This window comes from Gammaproteobacteria bacterium, from assembly GCA_013214945.1.
Classification (GTDB): domain Bacteria; phylum Pseudomonadota; class Gammaproteobacteria; order Enterobacterales; family Psychrobiaceae; genus Psychrobium.
Genome location: JABSRT010000008.1, coordinates 75,993 through 93,035 on the forward strand (window position 1 = coordinate 75,993; position 17,043 = coordinate 93,035).

General features: G+C 41.4%; 14 protein-coding genes, 2 tRNA genes and 1 pseudogene. 11 read left to right on the forward strand and 6 right to left on the reverse strand.

All coding sequences use genetic code 11. The annotated features are described in order from the left end of the window. Positions 1–12 precede the first annotated feature (12 nt). Complete coding sequence (locus HRU23_07755) at positions 13–795, forward strand: hypothetical protein (GenBank protein ID NRA54026.1); 783 nt, start codon at positions 13–15, stop codon at positions 793–795. A gap of 18 nt (positions 796–813) precedes the next feature. Here HRU23_07755 and HRU23_07760 read toward each other — a convergent pair whose 3' ends face one another. The 5 genes from HRU23_07760 to HRU23_07780 form a co-directional block, all read right to left on the reverse strand. Continuing rightward, positions 814–1,263, reverse strand: coding sequence for a pilus assembly protein PilD (locus HRU23_07760; GenBank protein NRA54027.1), 450 nt, complete (start codon positions 1,261–1,263; stop codon positions 814–816). A gap of 107 nt (positions 1,264–1,370) precedes the next feature. Next, a complete protein-coding gene (locus HRU23_07765; GenBank protein NRA54028.1) occupies positions 1,371–3,038 on the reverse strand; it encodes a GGDEF domain-containing response regulator in 1,668 nt (555 codons plus the stop codon). A 9-nt stretch (positions 3,039–3,047) separates the two neighbouring features. Continuing rightward, complete coding sequence (locus HRU23_07770) at positions 3,048–3,497, reverse strand: response regulator (protein ID NRA54029.1); 450 nt, start codon at positions 3,495–3,497, stop codon at positions 3,048–3,050. Between the two features lie 18 nt (positions 3,498–3,515). After that, entirely contained in the window at positions 3,516–5,180 is a 1,665-nt protein-coding gene (locus HRU23_07775) for a hypothetical protein (GenBank protein NRA54030.1), read from the reverse strand. A 530-nt stretch (positions 5,181–5,710) separates the two neighbouring features. Beyond that, positions 5,711–7,540 carry an ABC transporter ATP-binding protein gene (locus HRU23_07780; GenBank protein ID NRA54031.1) on the reverse strand — a complete coding sequence of 610 codons (1,830 nt, stop codon included), beginning with the start codon at positions 7,538–7,540 and terminating at the stop codon, positions 5,711–5,713. 512 nt (positions 7,541–8,052) lie between these two features. On the opposite strand from HRU23_07780, the gene ltaE reads away from it, so the two are divergent. The 8 genes and pseudogenes from ltaE (at position 8,053) to HRU23_07820 (ending at position 12,922) form a co-directional block, all read left to right on the forward strand. Continuing rightward, positions 8,053–9,093: a low-specificity L-threonine aldolase gene (gene ltaE, locus HRU23_07785; protein NRA54032.1), complete on the forward strand. Its 1,041-nt coding sequence runs from the start codon at positions 8,053–8,055 to the stop codon at positions 9,091–9,093. A gap of 67 nt (positions 9,094–9,160) precedes the next feature. After that, positions 9,161–9,520 carry a hypothetical protein gene (locus HRU23_07790; protein NRA54033.1) on the forward strand — a complete coding sequence of 120 codons (360 nt, stop codon included), beginning with the start codon at positions 9,161–9,163 and terminating at the stop codon, positions 9,518–9,520. Between the two features lie 197 nt (positions 9,521–9,717). After that, positions 9,718–10,064, forward strand: a pseudogene (locus HRU23_07795) (hypothetical protein). A 92-nt stretch (positions 10,065–10,156) separates the two neighbouring features. Further along, a complete protein-coding gene (locus tag HRU23_07800) occupies positions 10,157–10,423 on the forward strand; it encodes a DksA/TraR family C4-type zinc finger protein (GenBank protein NRA54034.1) in 267 nt (88 codons plus the stop codon). 104 nt (positions 10,424–10,527) lie between these two features. Further along, positions 10,528–11,733, forward strand: a complete 1,206-nt coding sequence (locus HRU23_07805) for a hypothetical protein (GenBank protein ID NRA54035.1) — start codon at positions 10,528–10,530, stop codon at positions 11,731–11,733. A gap of 182 nt (positions 11,734–11,915) precedes the next feature. Further along, a tRNA-Ala gene (locus HRU23_07810) sits at positions 11,916–11,991 on the forward strand. A 16-nt stretch (positions 11,992–12,007) separates the two neighbouring features. Then, positions 12,008–12,083, forward strand: a tRNA-Glu gene (locus tag HRU23_07815). Between the two features lie 203 nt (positions 12,084–12,286). Beyond that, positions 12,287–12,922 (forward strand): LysE family translocator, encoded by a 636-nt coding sequence (locus HRU23_07820; protein ID NRA54036.1) that lies wholly within the window; start codon positions 12,287–12,289, stop codon positions 12,920–12,922. A gap of 140 nt (positions 12,923–13,062) precedes the next feature. On the opposite strand, the gene metG is transcribed toward HRU23_07820, so the two are convergent. Next, positions 13,063–15,117: a methionine--tRNA ligase gene (gene metG / locus HRU23_07825; protein NRA54037.1), complete on the reverse strand. Its 2,055-nt coding sequence runs from the start codon at positions 15,115–15,117 to the stop codon at positions 13,063–13,065. A gap of 172 nt (positions 15,118–15,289) precedes the next feature. On the opposite strand from metG, the gene apbC reads away from it, so the two are divergent. Both apbC and udk read left to right on the forward strand, forming a co-directional pair. Then, entirely contained in the window at positions 15,290–16,381 is a 1,092-nt protein-coding gene (gene apbC, locus HRU23_07830; GenBank protein NRA54038.1) for an iron-sulfur cluster carrier protein ApbC, read from the forward strand. Between the two features lie 16 nt (positions 16,382–16,397). After that, positions 16,398–17,030 (forward strand): uridine kinase, encoded by a 633-nt coding sequence (gene udk / locus HRU23_07835; GenBank protein ID NRA54039.1) that lies wholly within the window; start codon positions 16,398–16,400, stop codon positions 17,028–17,030. Positions 17,031–17,043 lie beyond the last annotated feature (13 nt).

Here is a 17,043-nt window from a genome sequence, read left to right on the forward strand (position 1 = left end):
GGAAAAAAGCGCATGAGGTTGATGTATATTTTAGTGTTTTTCAGCAGTATCACCTTCGCTAACAATCAGGTATTTGATGTTAGTGAAGGTAAAACAATTCAAAAAGTTATTATTGGTTACCTTAAAGTTAATGCGAAATTAATGATGCAGCGTAGCGGTATTAATGACTTAAAGGTGGTGCCTTGTCACTATGATAATACTGTTAAAGTCATTCGAATTTGTGCTGAACATCACTTAAATAAACATCGAAATGGTATGTTGGTTTATAGTGTGCAACTACCGAGTTACGCTTACTTAATTAGTAAAGTATTACCCAAAGTAAAGCGGGTCTTAGTCATTAACCAGTCACACAGTCAATTATCAGCTATTTTAAATGGCTTAGATATCATGACGACGTCAATCGATCAGGGCGATATGCGCAGCTTGGTCAAAGCAATGGACTTACCGGGACATTTTGACGCGGTGGTATTGGGAGTCAACCATGGTTTAACTAAAGAGCAATTGACCGCTAGTCTAACTTTTTTTGCGAAGCAGCGGTTGATTGTGTTTAGTGCTGACCCGACATATTTATCTTTAGGGGCCACTATTGCCATTGCGCCATCACAAGATGAAATATTAGCGTCTTTTACTGGTATGCTGCAGTTTTACAAGCTAACCGGGTTGCTAAAAAATACGCCACCAGTATGTGTTGGATCAGTTAGAGTCAATAAACGAGCGGCCAGAGCCTTGAACTTAGATCTGTCATCATCGAGATTAGCCACGTTGCACCAGCAAATAAATACGGCTTGCCAATAGCTATTATCTAGGCGTTAATTAGCAGCCGTTGCTGATAACTTCGTAGGTTGGAGGCGTTGACAAATTTTGTGCTTGGGTATATTTAACAAAGCAATTACCGGACTTAACGTTGTTATCATCGTTCCAGTCGTAGCCAATATAGGTGTAATCAATGCCTTCTTCTTCAATAGAGAACTCACTTGGGATATCTATTCGTTTGTAAATATCAGTATTGTCTAAATAGCGATACTTAAGCCTGACATCGACCCCATTTAGATCGTAAATACCGTCTCGATCCATATCAATATCGATCAAATCGTCCCTATTTGTTACACCGCGCGCTGAATAGCTGGGCATATAAGATTTTAATCTTAGCAAGTCGTTAGCCGACTTTATTGACGTTGATAATTGAGTCAATACGCTTATTCTGGCGTCGCTCGATAAATTAATAAATTTTGGAACGGCAGCAACCGCTAATAGGCCAATAATTTCAGTCTATTAGTGTATTAGTATGTTTTAAACTAGGGAATGAGCTCCTTAAGTTGATGCGAGCCCCATTTACTAACGTATCGAATGTACTACCGTATCCGAATGTACTACAACGGTAGTGGCTTAGCATATAAATAGCCTTGCGCGTATGGGCATGCGAGTTCGATAAGTATGCTCGCTATCTCTTGTGTTTCTACACCTTCGGCGATAACACCGAGGCTTAATGCCTTACCTAAGGCGATAATGGCAGTACACAGTGCGAGATCTTCTTTAGAAGTTAATATATTTTGGGTAATTGATTTATCAATTTTTATTGTTGCCATTGGAAAAGCGCGTAAATAAGAGATAGATGAATGGCCAATGCCAAAGTCATCGACAGAAAAGGTGAATCCTAATGCGGCTAATTTTTGCAGCCTATTTATGGTTGTTGTTGATACCACTAAAGGCTTGCGCTCTGTCAGTTCAAAGGTTATTTGTTGCGCTATATTAGGCGTCGCTTTGAGATGTTTGATGACGAGTTCGCTAAAATCGTCAGTTTCAAACTGGTTTGCTGAGACATTGATTGAAAGGTGACGATCATCGATTCCTTGTTCTGACCACAGTTTAAGCTGCAGACAGGCGTGTTGGAAAACCCAATCGCCTATTTGTAGAATTAAACTGCTCTCTTCAGCGATTTCAATAAATTCTTCGGTATTGCGAAAGCCCCCTTGATGGTCCGGCCACCTTAGCAACGCTTCATAGGAACTGATTTTGGTCGTTGCTAATGAAACAATGGGTTGATAATACAACAGCAATAGGTTGTTATTAATCGCATCATTGAGTTCGACTTCCAATTGATGCTTAGTGATAGCCTCTTGATGTAATTGTTGATTATAAAAACTATACGTGTTGCGGCCGAGTGATTTAGCCTGATACATCGCTCTATCACTATGGTCTATTAATTCATTGGCTTTTTTCGTATCATCGGGATAAATGGCAATGCCAGCGCTGGTTGTCACTGAGACTGATTTACTATCGATTTGAATCGGTGCTTGGAAAAGTGCCATGATATTTTCGATTAACATCACGAAGTCAGAGTTGCTTTTTACATCTTTTAATAATAACGAAAATTCATCACCGCCAATCCTTGCCACGATGTCTGAACTGCGAGTCGAGTGCTTTAGTCGACGGGCAATCTTGGTTAATAGTTGGTCGCCAGCTGGGTGGCCATAATGATCATTAATGAATTTGAAATTGTCTAAATCCAAGGTGACCAGTGCAAATTTATTGCCTGAACGCTCACTGTGATGGATAGATTTAATCAGTAATTCATTAAATATACTGCGATTATATAAGCCAGTTAAACCATCAAAATGCGCCAGCTTAGCCAATTTAGTTTCATAATCTTTACTTTTTAACGAATAGCGAAATGTTCTTTCAAGCAAGTGCGGAGTTAGTTCGCTTTTTATTAAATAATCATCGGCCCCTTTCTCCATTGCATCGAGATCAGTTTGGTAATCATTGACACCAGATAACATGACAATGGGTGGAGCTGTTTCATAGCGTTGCTTTATTTCGACAATTAATTCTAAGCCAAGCTCAGCACCTAAATGATTGTCTAAGAAATAAAAATCGAATTGCTCCGAGGCAATTTTTTGTTGCGCCGACTTGAAATCTTCAGCCCAATCAATAGCGCCAATATCACCAACCGTCTCGACTAAAAGTTCTTTTAATAAGATGTAATCATCTTCGTCATCTTCAATGATTAGAATGCTAAAATTCGAATATTTACCCATATTTATCAGTTACTCTTTTGGTAGCGAGACTAAATGAAACCAATAGTCAGTCACGGACTTGACCATGTCGACTAAGCTTTCAAACGACACTGGTTTCATAATAAAAGAGTTAACCCCCATGTCGTAAGTTCGTGCAATATCAGCTTCTGCTTTCGAGGTAGTCAACACAATGATTGGAATAGAGCGAAATCTTTCATGTTGCTTAATTTTAGCTAATACTTCTCGCCCATCCATTATTGGCATGTTCAAATCCAACAGAATTAATCCTGGCAATGGCTGATCAACCAAGTGGCTATATTTCCCCTCACGGTTTAAATACTGAAATAGCTCTTTACCATTATTGGTAAAGTCTATCGGATTACCTAAGCGGGCTTCCTCTAAAGCATCACTGACCAATAATTGGTCGTCGGGATCATCATCACACATGTGTATTCTTATTGGGGCTACTTTGTCACTCATTATATTGCTCCGATACAATTATGCTTCGAACAGCAAGATAAAGGATGTGCCTTTATCTAATACCGATTCCACGTAAATTTTACCATTGTGCTTTTCAACAATTCGTTTACAAATAGCTAGGCCAATGCCGGTGCCCTGGTATTGGCTACGGCCATGTAAACGCTGAAATATTTCAAATATTTTTTCAGCGTATTGTTGTTCAAAACCAATACCATTATCTTGCACTGTGATTTGCCAGTACTGGATCTTATCCCTTACTATCTGTTGGCTGGTGACGTTAATAATGGGTGGTTGGTTGGGCTTGGAAAACTTAAGTCCATTGGATAATAGGTTTAAAAAAACCTGATATAACTTGTTATGCTCACCTGAGATCGTGGGTAAGTGGCCGATGTTTATCTGCGCTGATTTTTCATCAATACTGATGTGCAAATCGTCAATAGCAGTTTTTAACACTTCATTAAGGTCGGTCTGTTTAAGAATGTAATCGTCACTACCGACCTGAGAGAATCTCAACAAGTCATCGATTAAGCTGCGCATTCGGGTTGCCGAATTTTGCATTCTGTTGATGTAGTCGACGGATTTCTCGTCATCACTATGCTCAATACGCTTATGCAGGCGGTCGCCAAATGCTTGAATTTTACGCAGCGGTTCTTGTAAATCATGCGAGGCGATGTAGGCGAATTTTTCTAATTCGGCATTCGATTGGGTTAATTGGTTATTAATTTTGTCTAACTCAAATGCCTTAGTGTTCAGTGTCTGGTGGGCTGCCATTAATTGTTCATGATGACGTTTTTGATTTTTATAGGTTTGCACATAGTCTAATACCAGCCCAACCAAGGGGATTACGTAAGCAATGATTTTTAAAAAATGAGCGATATTAAAATCGCTATCAAATAGTCGTTGCGAGCCAAAAGCCATGTGCAATTCGACCGCTACTTCGGGCAAGGCACTCAATAATAACGCGGTCGCAAAAATACTCGGGTAACGTTTGGCAAAGAGGGGATAAACAACTAAGCCAGCCAGTAAAAACAATACCAACGGCACTATGTCATAAGGACGGCGAATAATGGCGTCAGGAAATTGAGTTTGCGGTAAGTTATGGCTGGTTGCAGAAAAGTAAATCAGTAAATAGCCGATTGATGCAAAGATCAGGCTGGTTATAACAATAAACTGAAGGCCACTTTGAGGCTTTATTTTTCTTCCCGATAAAAAAACCCCAACCCCAGCAATCATAATAATTGCATTGAAAACTCTGGATAGGGCCCACGTAAACGGGATTAAATCGGTATTTGGGGCTACAGCACTGATTAACCTTGTTGCGGCTAGGGTGTGAAAAGCGTCCATCGCACCAGCGCAAAATAAAGCGACCCCAATCACAGGTGTCGTTATATCGTTAGTGATTGAGTAATGACAAAAAGCCAATAGCACGACGAAGATTGCAGCACTAAATGCTGTCCATTCAAGCAGAGCATGAGTAAAGCCGCCTGATAAACGATAAAACATCTCATCAGTTGTTATCTGGCTAAGTTCTGGCGCTTGACTAGAGGTAGCAACGGCAACTGAATTGCCAAAATCGATGCCGAGTAACTGTAACAGGAAAGGAACAATACAAAGCGCAATAACGGCGAACACGATAGTGCTTGGTAACCGAAATTGTTCTTCAATAGAAAATAGTTTAATCATACTAAAGGGGCTTTTAGTGATGAACAGTACTAATTAAGTATAATGCACGATATTATATTTGGGAGTCTATTTATTGCGCGTTGATGTCGGTGCATAGTCAGTAGTAATGATTAACTTCTAACGCACTAATAAATATAATATTCAATAGTACGATTTTATTGATCAATGTGGCGCGAACCTTTGGTGCGCTAAAGATATTCAGTAGATGATTAGCAAATACAGCGCACTCATTAGCGCGAGATTAATTGAGTGATTGATTGAATGAGTACTTTGACCGTTTGGTAATAATGAACACCGAATGACCTAAATATCGTTGCTGCATAAAAGCAGTAGACGCTAGGCAATAATCCCGTGATAGTGACGCCAATGCTTAATATTGCTAGTGAAGTTCTGGTAGCCCATCTATGGATATGAGGTTGTTTTTAATTAGTTGTCAGTACAATTTGGAACTTGCAGCGGTGATTGTCAGACAACACCCAAATAAGCGCATAACAATCTAGAGTAGCGCGCTACTCTAGATTGTTTGAGTGCTACTGCTCTCCTAAGAAATCCCCACTTTGGTGTGCCCACAGCTGAGCATAAACCCCTTTTTTAGCAAGCAGTTGTGCGTGGCTTCCTTGTTCTATAATTTGTCCCTTATCAATGACGACTAAACGATCCATAGCGGCAATTGTCGATAAGCGGTGAGCGATAGCAATTACAGTTTTGTTTTGCATTAACTGCTCTAAATGTTGCTGGATAGCGGCTTCGACTTCAGAGTCTAGTGCCGATGTCGCCTCATCTAATAGTAATATTGGCGCATCTTTCAATAGTACCCTAGCAATAGCAATGCGTTGACGTTGACCACCGGAGAGTTTAATTCCGCGTTCACCTACTTGCGCGTTATAGCCTAAGCCGCCGTTGTTATCGTCAAGCTCTTGGATAAAATCATGCGCTTGCGCTTGGATACACGCTTGGCGCATTTCCTCTTCACTGGCATCGGGGCGACCGTAAATAATATTGTCTCTTACGCTTCGGTGCAGCAGTGAGGTATCTTGTGTCACCATACCTATTTGGGCGCGCAAGCTCTCTTGTGTGACGCTTTTAATGTCGGTGTCATCGATGAGTATTTGACCAGATCCTAAATCGTAAAAGCGCATTAACAAATTTATTAAGGTAGATTTACCCGCGCCAGATCGGCCAACAAGGCCTACTTTCTCGCCAGCTTTGATCTGCAAGTTAAGATTGGTAATGAGCGGTAGTTGCTCACTAAAGTTAAAATTAACCTGATTGAATTCAATTTTACCTTGTCCGACGACAAGCGGTTGGGCATTTTCATTATCTTTTACTGAGTGAGGTTTTGATAGGCTGTTCATGCCATCGATCACAGTGCCGATATTTTCAAACAGCGAGCTCATCTCCCACATGATCCACTGCGACATGCCGTTTAAACGCAATGACAAACTAACGGCGATTGCGATGCCCCCAGCTGAAACAGCTCCGTCTAGCCATAAATAGATTGATAAAGCACAGACATTAAAAACTAAAATCAGGTTATTGTATTGGACAAAAAAACCGAGTTTGGTCACCAATCGCATTTGCATGTAGACGGTTTCTAAAAAACTTTGCATGCTGTTTTTTGCGTAAGCTTCTTCACGATCAGTATGCGAGAAGAGTTTAACCGTCGCTATGTTGGTATAACTATCAACCACTGCGCCGGTCATTTCTGCACGTGCATCAGCCTGTTTGGTCGACACTTTTTTTAATTGTGGAATATAGTGCAACTGAATGAAAATGTAACACGCTAACCATAGGCATAATGGGATTAAGAATAGGGTATCGCCTTGTGCGATTAAAAACAAAAGTGAGACGAAGTAGACAATAATATAGACAAATACATCGAGTAACTTGGTGGAAGCTTCACGAATCGACAAGGACGTTTGCATTACCTTGGTGGCGAGCCGGCCGGCAAAATCATCTTGATAAAATGCCATGCTTTGCTTGAGAAGATAGCGATGCATGCTCCAGCGAATAGCCATTGGGTAATTACCCAAAATTGTTTGATGTATCAATGCTGTGTGTAACAAAATAATGCAGGGCATACCGATTAATACCAGTAAACCCATCATGAGAAAATAGCTGCCGTGCTCTTCAAGCAACGCTTGGTCGGGTTTGCCACTCAGCCAGTCGACTAATTCGCCCATAAAGCTAAAAAGATAAACTTCACCCATGGCTAAAATGGCGGTCATTAATGACATCATAATTAGGTACTTTTCAATACCTTTATTATAGTGTCTGAAAAAAGCAAATAAGGTGTTAGGCGGTTGCGAAATAGAAGTCTGTGGAAATGGCTTGATGAGACTCTCAAAAAAATTAAACATGCTAGTCCTAGATAAATAACAAATAAAATACAGAGTAAGGGCAGCAGTTTATCACCGAATGTGAGGTGCTGTAACTGTTCTAATGATTGCTTTTAAAACTTGGGTCAAGAAAGCTGGAATAAAGTGCTTTAGCGCTGCGATTTTATAAATTTCTGATTTTAATGTGGTAGATAGGGGGTCTCAAAGGCCAGTATAGAATTGAGCCAATTTTCACTCGCCTATTGATCTTATCCACTAACGCGTTCCAAATGTTTGGTCTAGATACCAAGCAATCTAAAAAATACGCACTAACAAGTGTGAATCTAGCATCTGTGCAGGGGTTGAGCTTTTAAGCTAATGGAGTTGTGTACATTGAGCTTAACTCTAAAGGTACATAGCCACTAAATAGGCTAACAGAACTAAGCCAATATAATTCAGTATATTAGTGTATTGTTTAAGCTCGCCGAGTACCAAGACTAAATTGAGTAAGGACTAAAATGATCCGTAAAAGCTACCCGATAAACAGCACAACAATGTCACCTGTTAATAACCTGATAGATTTTCGCAGTGATACTGTGACTCGGCCCAGCAGTGAGATGCGTGCCGTGATGGCCAATGCCCCGGTTGGCGATGATGTTTATGGTGAAGATCCGACCGTTATTGCGTTGCAAGAGAAGGTCGCGACCTTGCTTAATAAAGAAGCGAGCTTGTTTGTACCATCGGGCACCATGAGCAACCTTATTGCCACGATGGCACATTGCCAGCGCGGCCAAGAGATTATTATCGGCGACCAATACCATATCGCCAGTCACGAAGCGGGCGGGGCGTCGGTACTGGGCAGTATCGTGTTGCAACAAATATCAACGACGGCCAAAGGGTATATCAGTGCAGCGCAGGTTGAACAGGCTATTCGACCTAATGATCCACACTTTGCCGTTAGCCGCTTAGTTTGTCTTGAGAATACCGTGTCGGGTTTTGTCCAGCCGCAAGCCGAGCTTGACAATATTTGCACCCTAGCGCGCGATAACAAACTACAAGTTCATTTGGACGGCGCGAGATTAATGCATGCGGTGGTGCAATCGGGCGTGAGTGCCGCTGATTTATGTGCCAATGTTGACTCGGTATCTTTATGCTTGTCCAAAGGGTTAGGCGCGCCAGCAGGATCGGTACTTAGTGGTAGCAAGGAATTTATTGATAGGGCGATTCGCTTAAGGAAAATGCTTGGCGGGGGCATGCGCCAAGCTGGCATCATCGCAGCGGCAGGTATTTATGCGTTGGACAATAATATTGCACGCTTGCAACAAGATCATCAGTTAACGGGTTATTTTGCCAAGTCATTACAACAAATGGATCAAGTAGAGGTCGATTTAAGTGCGGTGGAAACTAATATGATCTTCCCGACTTTTTCACACGCGCAGGGCGCTAATCGTGGCCAAGATTTAGCAAGTTATCTACAACTACATGGCATAAATATTGGTAATGCAGTCAACCGTCGCTTAGTTGTTCATTTAGATATTAGTAAACGAGATATTGATCAGACACTCGCGTTAATCAACTCATATTACGCAGACTAGTTTATTTTTACGGTTACTATAATCTAGTTAAAATATTGACTGTTCAATTAACCGTCTAGGGAGTCATATGGCCGCACTGTTATTAAAAAATATTAAAACTTTGCTGCTAGGGATATCTGCGGTTGGTTGTGTCTCGACTGTACCGCCAATTCCACAGTCAATAGTACCGCCAAAAGCACAGAAAAGTGCGAAAATACCAGCGCCACTTAACTATATGCCATGCACAGGGCCGTGGTTTTCTGCTGTTAACCACCACTTAGCTGTCTTAGACCAGCAAGGCCATGGTCCTGATAATGGTTCGGCCGAATGGCGCTCGGTGGTTGAATTTAAGCTTGAACTTAAGGACAAGCCAAATAGACCCGAACTATTGTCTAACTTATTGTCGAATGCATGGTGTGATTATATTCAAACAGTGCTTAAAGGGTAATGGATGGGCGTTAATTAGTGCTAGCGGGTACTAGCGAAATTTTGAGCTATATTTAATCACGTTAGCAGCTTTAGTTTTTGATTATTAAGTTGTTTAACATCGTTGAATTTAAACTAAATACTTAAGTTACTGGGTGGTTAACATTAAAGATCGCTCAACACTTGAGGTTAGCATGATAAAACATCAAAAAGATTAATATGCAAGCGCAATATACCGCACCAATTACCCCTAAAACCCTGTTAGCTCCGTCTGAATTCAGTCAATTTAGACGGATGAATCGGCGCTGGTACCTGCTACTGAATTTAATACTAATCGCAATTATTGTCACGGTTGCCGTGGCAATGAACGATAAAATAGTTGATTTAGCGATGTTTATTGGTGGGTTACTCTTCGTTTACTGCGTGCCTTTAGGGATTTTAGTGGCCAAAAATAATGGAATGTATTTTTATGGGTAATATTAATGATCCTATCGACGCCAGTATTAGGATTTGTATTGTCGCACGTGTTAATGACTCGGCTTGGTTTTAAAAATGAATGGCTTTAAAAATGAATGGCTATAGGCAGCATAATATCAATTACATCTATGGTGTTGGTTTAACGCCCATGTTCAAATAGATAACAATTAGGGAGAAGCTAATGGCTGGTGGATGGTCCCGTGATGGCGCGGTGCAAGACCAAATTGATGCAAGTGTTGCTGATGCGGTCAAATTAGCGCGCAGTCGACTTCATCAAGGAGAAAGCTGCAGCCATTGCCTTGAGTGTGATTGCGTTATTCCACTTGCCCGGCGTGACGCTATCGTAGGCATTGAACTTTGTGTCTCTTGTCAGACAGCGCTAGAGTCAGAGCAGGCTGTTACCAGTGGCATTAACCGCCGTGGCAGCAAAGATAGCCAATTAAGGTAGCATATCAGGGTGTTGATGGAGTTATTCGATTAAGAAAGCCAATTAACATAGTTAGCAAACTGATTGTTTAGAATAATAATGGATAAATTTTAAAGGAATAAACTGTGTTTAAACAATTAGGTCAAAGAATAATGGGAGTTAGGGATGGTTTATCAACGGTAGATAATCACCCAATTGGTAAAACGGTATTAATGATTGTGCTGTTGCTCGATTTGTTTATCTTAATCTCGATATTTGACGGCTTAGCTGATCATACTCAGCAATTAGGCAGTCCTTATCAACAGATCCCGATGTCTTGTCGCAATATTTTGATCGCACAGCAGTGGCATAGTGACAATAGACTACAGCGGACCGCTAACATCATTGCGGGATATAATCGCAGTTATTCACCTAACAATGATTTAGCCAAGATTGAGCAATTACATCCCATTTGCCAGCGCATTGCGCTACCACTGCAATTAATTGATAAAAATGAAGCGCTGGTGGTTCAATTAAACGCTTGGCTCGAGCTTAGAGAGAAAAGTGACCAAGTTACCCTTGAACTATCACGTTTTCGCGGCGCTTATGACACCTCACTGCTAGAAAAAATTGCCGAGATAGAGCATAACATCAGTGATCAAAATATGTTCAAGAAAAAAGTCGCGCAACTAACGAGCCAAATTAACAGCTTAGCCAGCCAACAATCACTCGCGCAGGATGCGCTAAACTCGCACCAATTGATCCGTCAACTATTTAGTGCCATTGTTGCTATTGATCAGCCACAACGGCAACTGTTGATAACGGAGGTCGATCAATTAACCTTTTGGTTTCCGGTCAAACGTTTGGCGATGGAAATGTTGTTTTTATTACCTTTGATGCTGTTGTTTTATTGGTGGCACCACCAGAGCACAAAGGCTGAACGGCCGTATCAAAGCCTTGTATCATCACACTTGTTGGTGATTGTTTTTATTCCTGTTATTTTTAAAGTGTCAGAATTAGTTTACGACATTGTGCCTAAAAAACTGCTAAGACAGGTTTTTGAATTACTCGAAAGCTTAAACTTGGTGGCAATTTGGCATTACTTAATGATGGTAGTCGCGATAGTTACGGCGTTAATCCTGATTTATGTGATGCAAAAGAAGATCTTTTCACCAGAAAAACTCAGTCAAAAACGGATTGCGAAGGGCTTGTGTCAAGATTGTGGAATAGGTATTGCTACTACAAATCTTGCCTGTTCTAGTTGTGGATTCAAACAATTTAGACAATGCCAACATTGTGATAGCAATACCTACGTTAAAGGTAAGTTTTGCCGCGCCTGTGGCCGGGATTAATAACAATAGCGGCAGTGGCTTTATCGACTTGATTAATATTTGTACGCCAAGAGGGTTTTTTGTTGATAAATTATGGGATTTCCCTTTTTTATCATTGACTAAACTAAAGTAGCGCCATAAAATACTAGCGTTGTTAAGGCAGTCTCTTGCATAACAGATTGCATAACAACAGGTAATTATTTGGGGCTATAGCTCAGCTGGGAGAGCGCTTCGCTGGCAGCGAAGAGGTCTGCGGTTCGATCCCGCATAGCTCCACCAAATAATTTACCTGTGTGTCCCCTTCGTCTAGTGGCCTAGGACACCGCCCTTTCACGGCGGTAACAGGGGTTCGAAACCCCTAGGGGACGCCAACATTTCTTTGGTTTAAACACCTATCTAGAAAATCTTAACTATTCACAATCTTAATACCCTATTCAAAAACTAAAATAGCTGACGGATTCATTGCCACTGTTGCCACACTTTGTGTTAATTTTACTGTTAGTATTTGATGCCAGTAATGACCGGGGTGAACTCGCTTTATTATTGCTTTTATATCAATAAACGAGGAACATCTATGGAACAATTTCAAATTATAGGTTTTGTACTTATAGCAACGCTACTAGTCATTTCACCAGGCCCTAATGGCTTGCTTATTGCAAAAACGGTTGCAACTAGCGGTAAAAAAGCCGGTTTTGCTAATATCGCAGGTTTTTTGGCGGCTTTTTATCTGCACGGAAGCTTGTCTGTGTTGGGGATTTCGGTATTGTTAACCAAATCTGCTGACGCATTTATGGTGGTCAAAGTCCTAGGCGCTGTATATTTAGGCTGGATTGGGGTTAAATCTTTGCTTAGTGCGTTTCGTACGACTGACAATCAACAAGTAACACTCACAAAAAATAGCAGTCAAAGCGTGATCAAATCATTTAGCGAGGGTTTGTTAACCAATGCCTTGAACCCTAAGGTATCTATGTTTTATTTGGCTGCTTTTCCTCAGTTTATCCCAGTAGGTCAGCACAGCGTAACTTATGCGTTTGTGTTAGTGAGCTTGCATGCCTTGATTAATGTTATGTGGTTTTCTTCGATGGTGGTTTTATTCTCACGGTTTAAAACTATTGGTCAGAGCCATACCGCCCAGCGGATCCTTAAAACAATAACAGGCTTGGCCTTTATTGGCTTTGGTGGGAAATTGTTAGCATTAGAGTCCAAATAACTAAAACCTGAGATTGGTGTTAATTCAAATATCAATTCAGGTTCGTCATTGGCATAAAAAAGGCTGTTCACTTGCGTGAACAGCCTTTTTTGATCGGTCATTAAATCGCTGTTTAAACAACGATTTATCCGAGCCTCAGATTACTTAACGCGCATGCCTGGTTGTGCGCCTTCTTCTGGGTTTAATATCCACAGCTCTTCACCGCCAGGGCCTGCGGCTAATACCATGCCTTCTGACATGCCAAAGCGCATTTTACGGGGTGCTAAGTTAGCGACCATCACGGTTAACTTGCCTTCAAGTTGTTCCGGTTGATAGGCTGATTTTATGCCTGCGAACACCTGACGACTTTCGCCACCTAAGTCTAACTCTAGGCGTAACAACTTATCTGCGCCCTTAACGTGTTCAGCTTTGATTATTTTGACGATGCGAAGATCGATTTTAGCAAAATCTTCAAAGCTGATGGTATCGCTGATTGGATCTTTAGCGAGCGGTGAGTTTGGATCTAATACCGGAACCTGAACCGCTGGTGTTGCCAATAGGTTGTCTTTTGAGTCTTCAACCATTGCGTTTACTTTGTCCATATCAACACGTTGCATCATGGCTTTAAACTTGTTGATTTTGTGGCTTGTCAACGGCTGGCTCACACCTTGCCACGTTAGTTCGTGATTTAGGAATGCTTCAACTTGCTGAGCCAATTCTGGCACAATCGGCTTAAGGTAAGTCATTAGGATTTTAAATAAATTAATACCCAGAGAACAAACTTGCTGCACTTCATTGCTGTTTGCCGGATCTTTAACTAATTGCCACGGTTCTTTATCTGCAATGTATTGGTTAGCTTTATCAGCGAGCGCCATAATAATGCGGATTGCTTTGCTAAAGTCACGGTTCTCAAAATGGGTGGCAATGTCTGATTCTGCCGCGATAAATTCAGCGATTAGTTCAGGCTCGCTAATTTCACTGGCCATTTCGCCGTCAAATTTCTTGACGATAAAACCGGCACAGCGGCTGGCGATATTAATGACCTTGCCCACTAAGTCTGCATTAACACGTTGTGCAAAATCTTCTAGGTTTAAATCTAGATCGTCAATTTTACTGGTTAATTTAGCACCGTAATAATAACGCAAGTATTCAGGGTTTAAATGCTCTAAGTAAGTGCGTGCCTTAATAAAGGTGCCCTTAGATTTAGACATTTTTGCGCCATTGACCGTCACGAAACCGTGAGCGAATACACTGGTTGGTTTACGGAAACCAGCGCCTTCAAGCATCGCTGGCCAAAACAAGCTATGGAAGTAGATAATGTCTTTGCCAATGAAGTGATATAACTCAGCGGTTGAATCTTTGTTCCAAAAGCTGTCGAAATCAATTTCAGGTCTTTTATTACATAGGTTTTTAAAGCTGCCCATGTAACCAATTGGCGCATCAAGCCACACGTAGAAAAACTTGTCGGTAGTACCTGGAATATTAAAGCCAAAATACGGCGCATCGCGACTGATATCCCAGTCACGTAAACCGTCTTCAAACCACTCGGCCAATTTGTTGGCCATCTCTGTTTGCAATGAACCACTGCGAGTCCATTCTTTGAGCATTTGTTCAAATTTTGGCAATTGGAAGAAATAATGCTCAGACTCTTTTAGCACTGGGGTGGCACCCGACACGACAGAACGTGGGTTTTTTAGCTCAGTTGGGCTGTAAGTAGCGCCACAAGCATCACAGTTGTCGCCATTTTGGTCTTCGCTACCACAACTTGGGCAGTCACCTTTGACGAAACGATCGGGTAAAAACATCTGTTTTTCGGGATCAAAAAGCTGCTCAATTACCTTGGTAGAAATTGAGCCACCGTCTTTCAATTTATTATAAATAAGCTCGGCGTAATGGCGGTTTTCGTCAGAGTGCGTTGAGTGGAAATTATCAAAACCGACCCCAAATTCAGAAAAATCTTGTTGGTGTTCTTTATTAACTTGATCAATCATTTGCTCTGGAGTTACGCCAAGCTGTTGAGCTTTAAGCATAATTGGTGTGCCATGCGCGTCATCAGCACAAACGTAATAACATTCGTGACCACGCATTTTTTGAAATCTTACCCAGATATCAGTTTGGATATATTCAAGCATATGTCCCAAGTGAATTGGGCCATTGGCATAAGGGAGCGCACTAGTTACTAAGATTTTTCTAGTGTTGTTTGCAATTTTCGTCACCGTGAAATACGCCTTTCGATAAAATTTTAGATAGTAAATTGGCGCTTATCTTAAACTAAAAGGAAATTAAGTTCACTGAAAATGGGTCTTGAAGCAGGTTTTTTTATATAAGAAATGATAGAAGTTAGGTACAATAGCGCCCAGATTAACGGGCGAGTCAGTTGGAGCATTCATGGGTCTGTTTGGAAAACGCGATAAAACACTGGTAAATGATATAAAACAACGCTTAGCCAAGGAAAATTTCCCAGGCACAAGTACCGCATTATTGGCGTTGTGTGATGTCGTTGATGCCAGTGTTAAAAAAGATACGTTACGCATTAATTTGACGATGAGTATCGCGTGTAAAGACCATTTGGCACTGTTAAATCAACGTTTAACACAAGTGTTAAGCGATGTGTGTCATTTTAGTCAACTTGAATTAGCGATGACGACTGACATTAAACAACTCAATCGCAGCGATAAACTCGTTGGAGTCAAACAAATCATCTTGGTGGCCTCAGGAAAAGGCGGGGTTGGCAAGTCGACGACCTCGGTCAATCTGGCACTGGCTTTGGCAAGTGCTGGCGCGACGGTTGGTTTGCTTGATGCCGATGTTTTTGGTCCTTCAATTCCAATGATGTTAAATGGTGTTGGCATTAAACCGCAAAGTCATGATGGCAAGTTAATGGAGCCCGTTGAACTGGGCGGCCTATTTACGATGTCGTTAGGCTTTTTGGTTGATGCTGACGACGCAGCAGTGTGGCGTGGTCCGATGGCGTCGCGTGCTGTGGCTCAGCTGATGTTTGAAACCAATTGGCCAAATCTTGATTACCTCGTGGTTGATATGCCACCGGGTACTGGCGATATTCAGTTAACAATGACCCAGCAAGTGCCGGTGTCAGGGGCTATTATTGTGACGACACCGCAAAACGTTGCGCTGGCCGATGCCCAAAAAGGCATTGCGATGTTTAACAAAGTAAATACGCCGGTGTTAGGGGTGATTGAAAACATGAGCTATCACCAGTGCCAGCAATGTGGTCATCAAGAACATATCTTTGGTCAAGACGGTGGACAAAAAATGGCGGCGGCAAATAAGGTGACGTTGTTGGGGCATATTCCACTGCAAAGCCAAATTCGTTCAAACATTGATATAGGTCAGCCAAGTGTCCTGAGTGAGCCAAACTCTGATACGTCCGTTATGTATAAAAATATTGCGCTTAATGTCGCTATTGCTCTCAATAAAACTGATTTATCAATCCCATCGATTGTATTAAATCAGCAATAACAGTTCTAGGAAAACCATGAAAGATTGTATATTTATTGCCATTGTCGGCGCTTCAGCGTCTGGCAAAAGTTTATTAGCTCGTACTATTGTTGAAGAGCTAATAGATGAAGTGGGCAGCGATGAAATTGGCGTAATCAATGAAGATTATTATTACCGTAGCCAAGATCACTTGTCGATGGATGAGCGCGTTAAAACCAATTACGATCACCCAAGTTCGCTAGAGCATGAATTATTGCTTGAACAATTGTCATTGTTGCAACAGGGCGCTAGCGTTGAATTACCACAATACTGCTACAACACACATACACGATTGACTGAAACTAAGGCAATGGGTTCGAAACGCGTGATTGTGCTTGAGGGTATTTTATTGTTAACCAACCCTGAGTTACGTAAGTTTTTTCATGCGTCGATCTACATGGATGCACCACTTGATATCTGTTTAATCCGCCGTTTATTACGTGACGTTGAAGAACGTGGCCGTACCATGGATTCAGTACTTGATCAGTATCAGGCGACTGTACGCCCAATGTTTCGCCAATTTATTGAACCATCAAAGCAATATGCCGATATTATCGTGCCGCGCGGTGGCAAAAATCGCATTGCGATTGAAATGCTTAAATCAGAAATTAATCGTTTATTAAAACGCTAATAGAATACTAAAA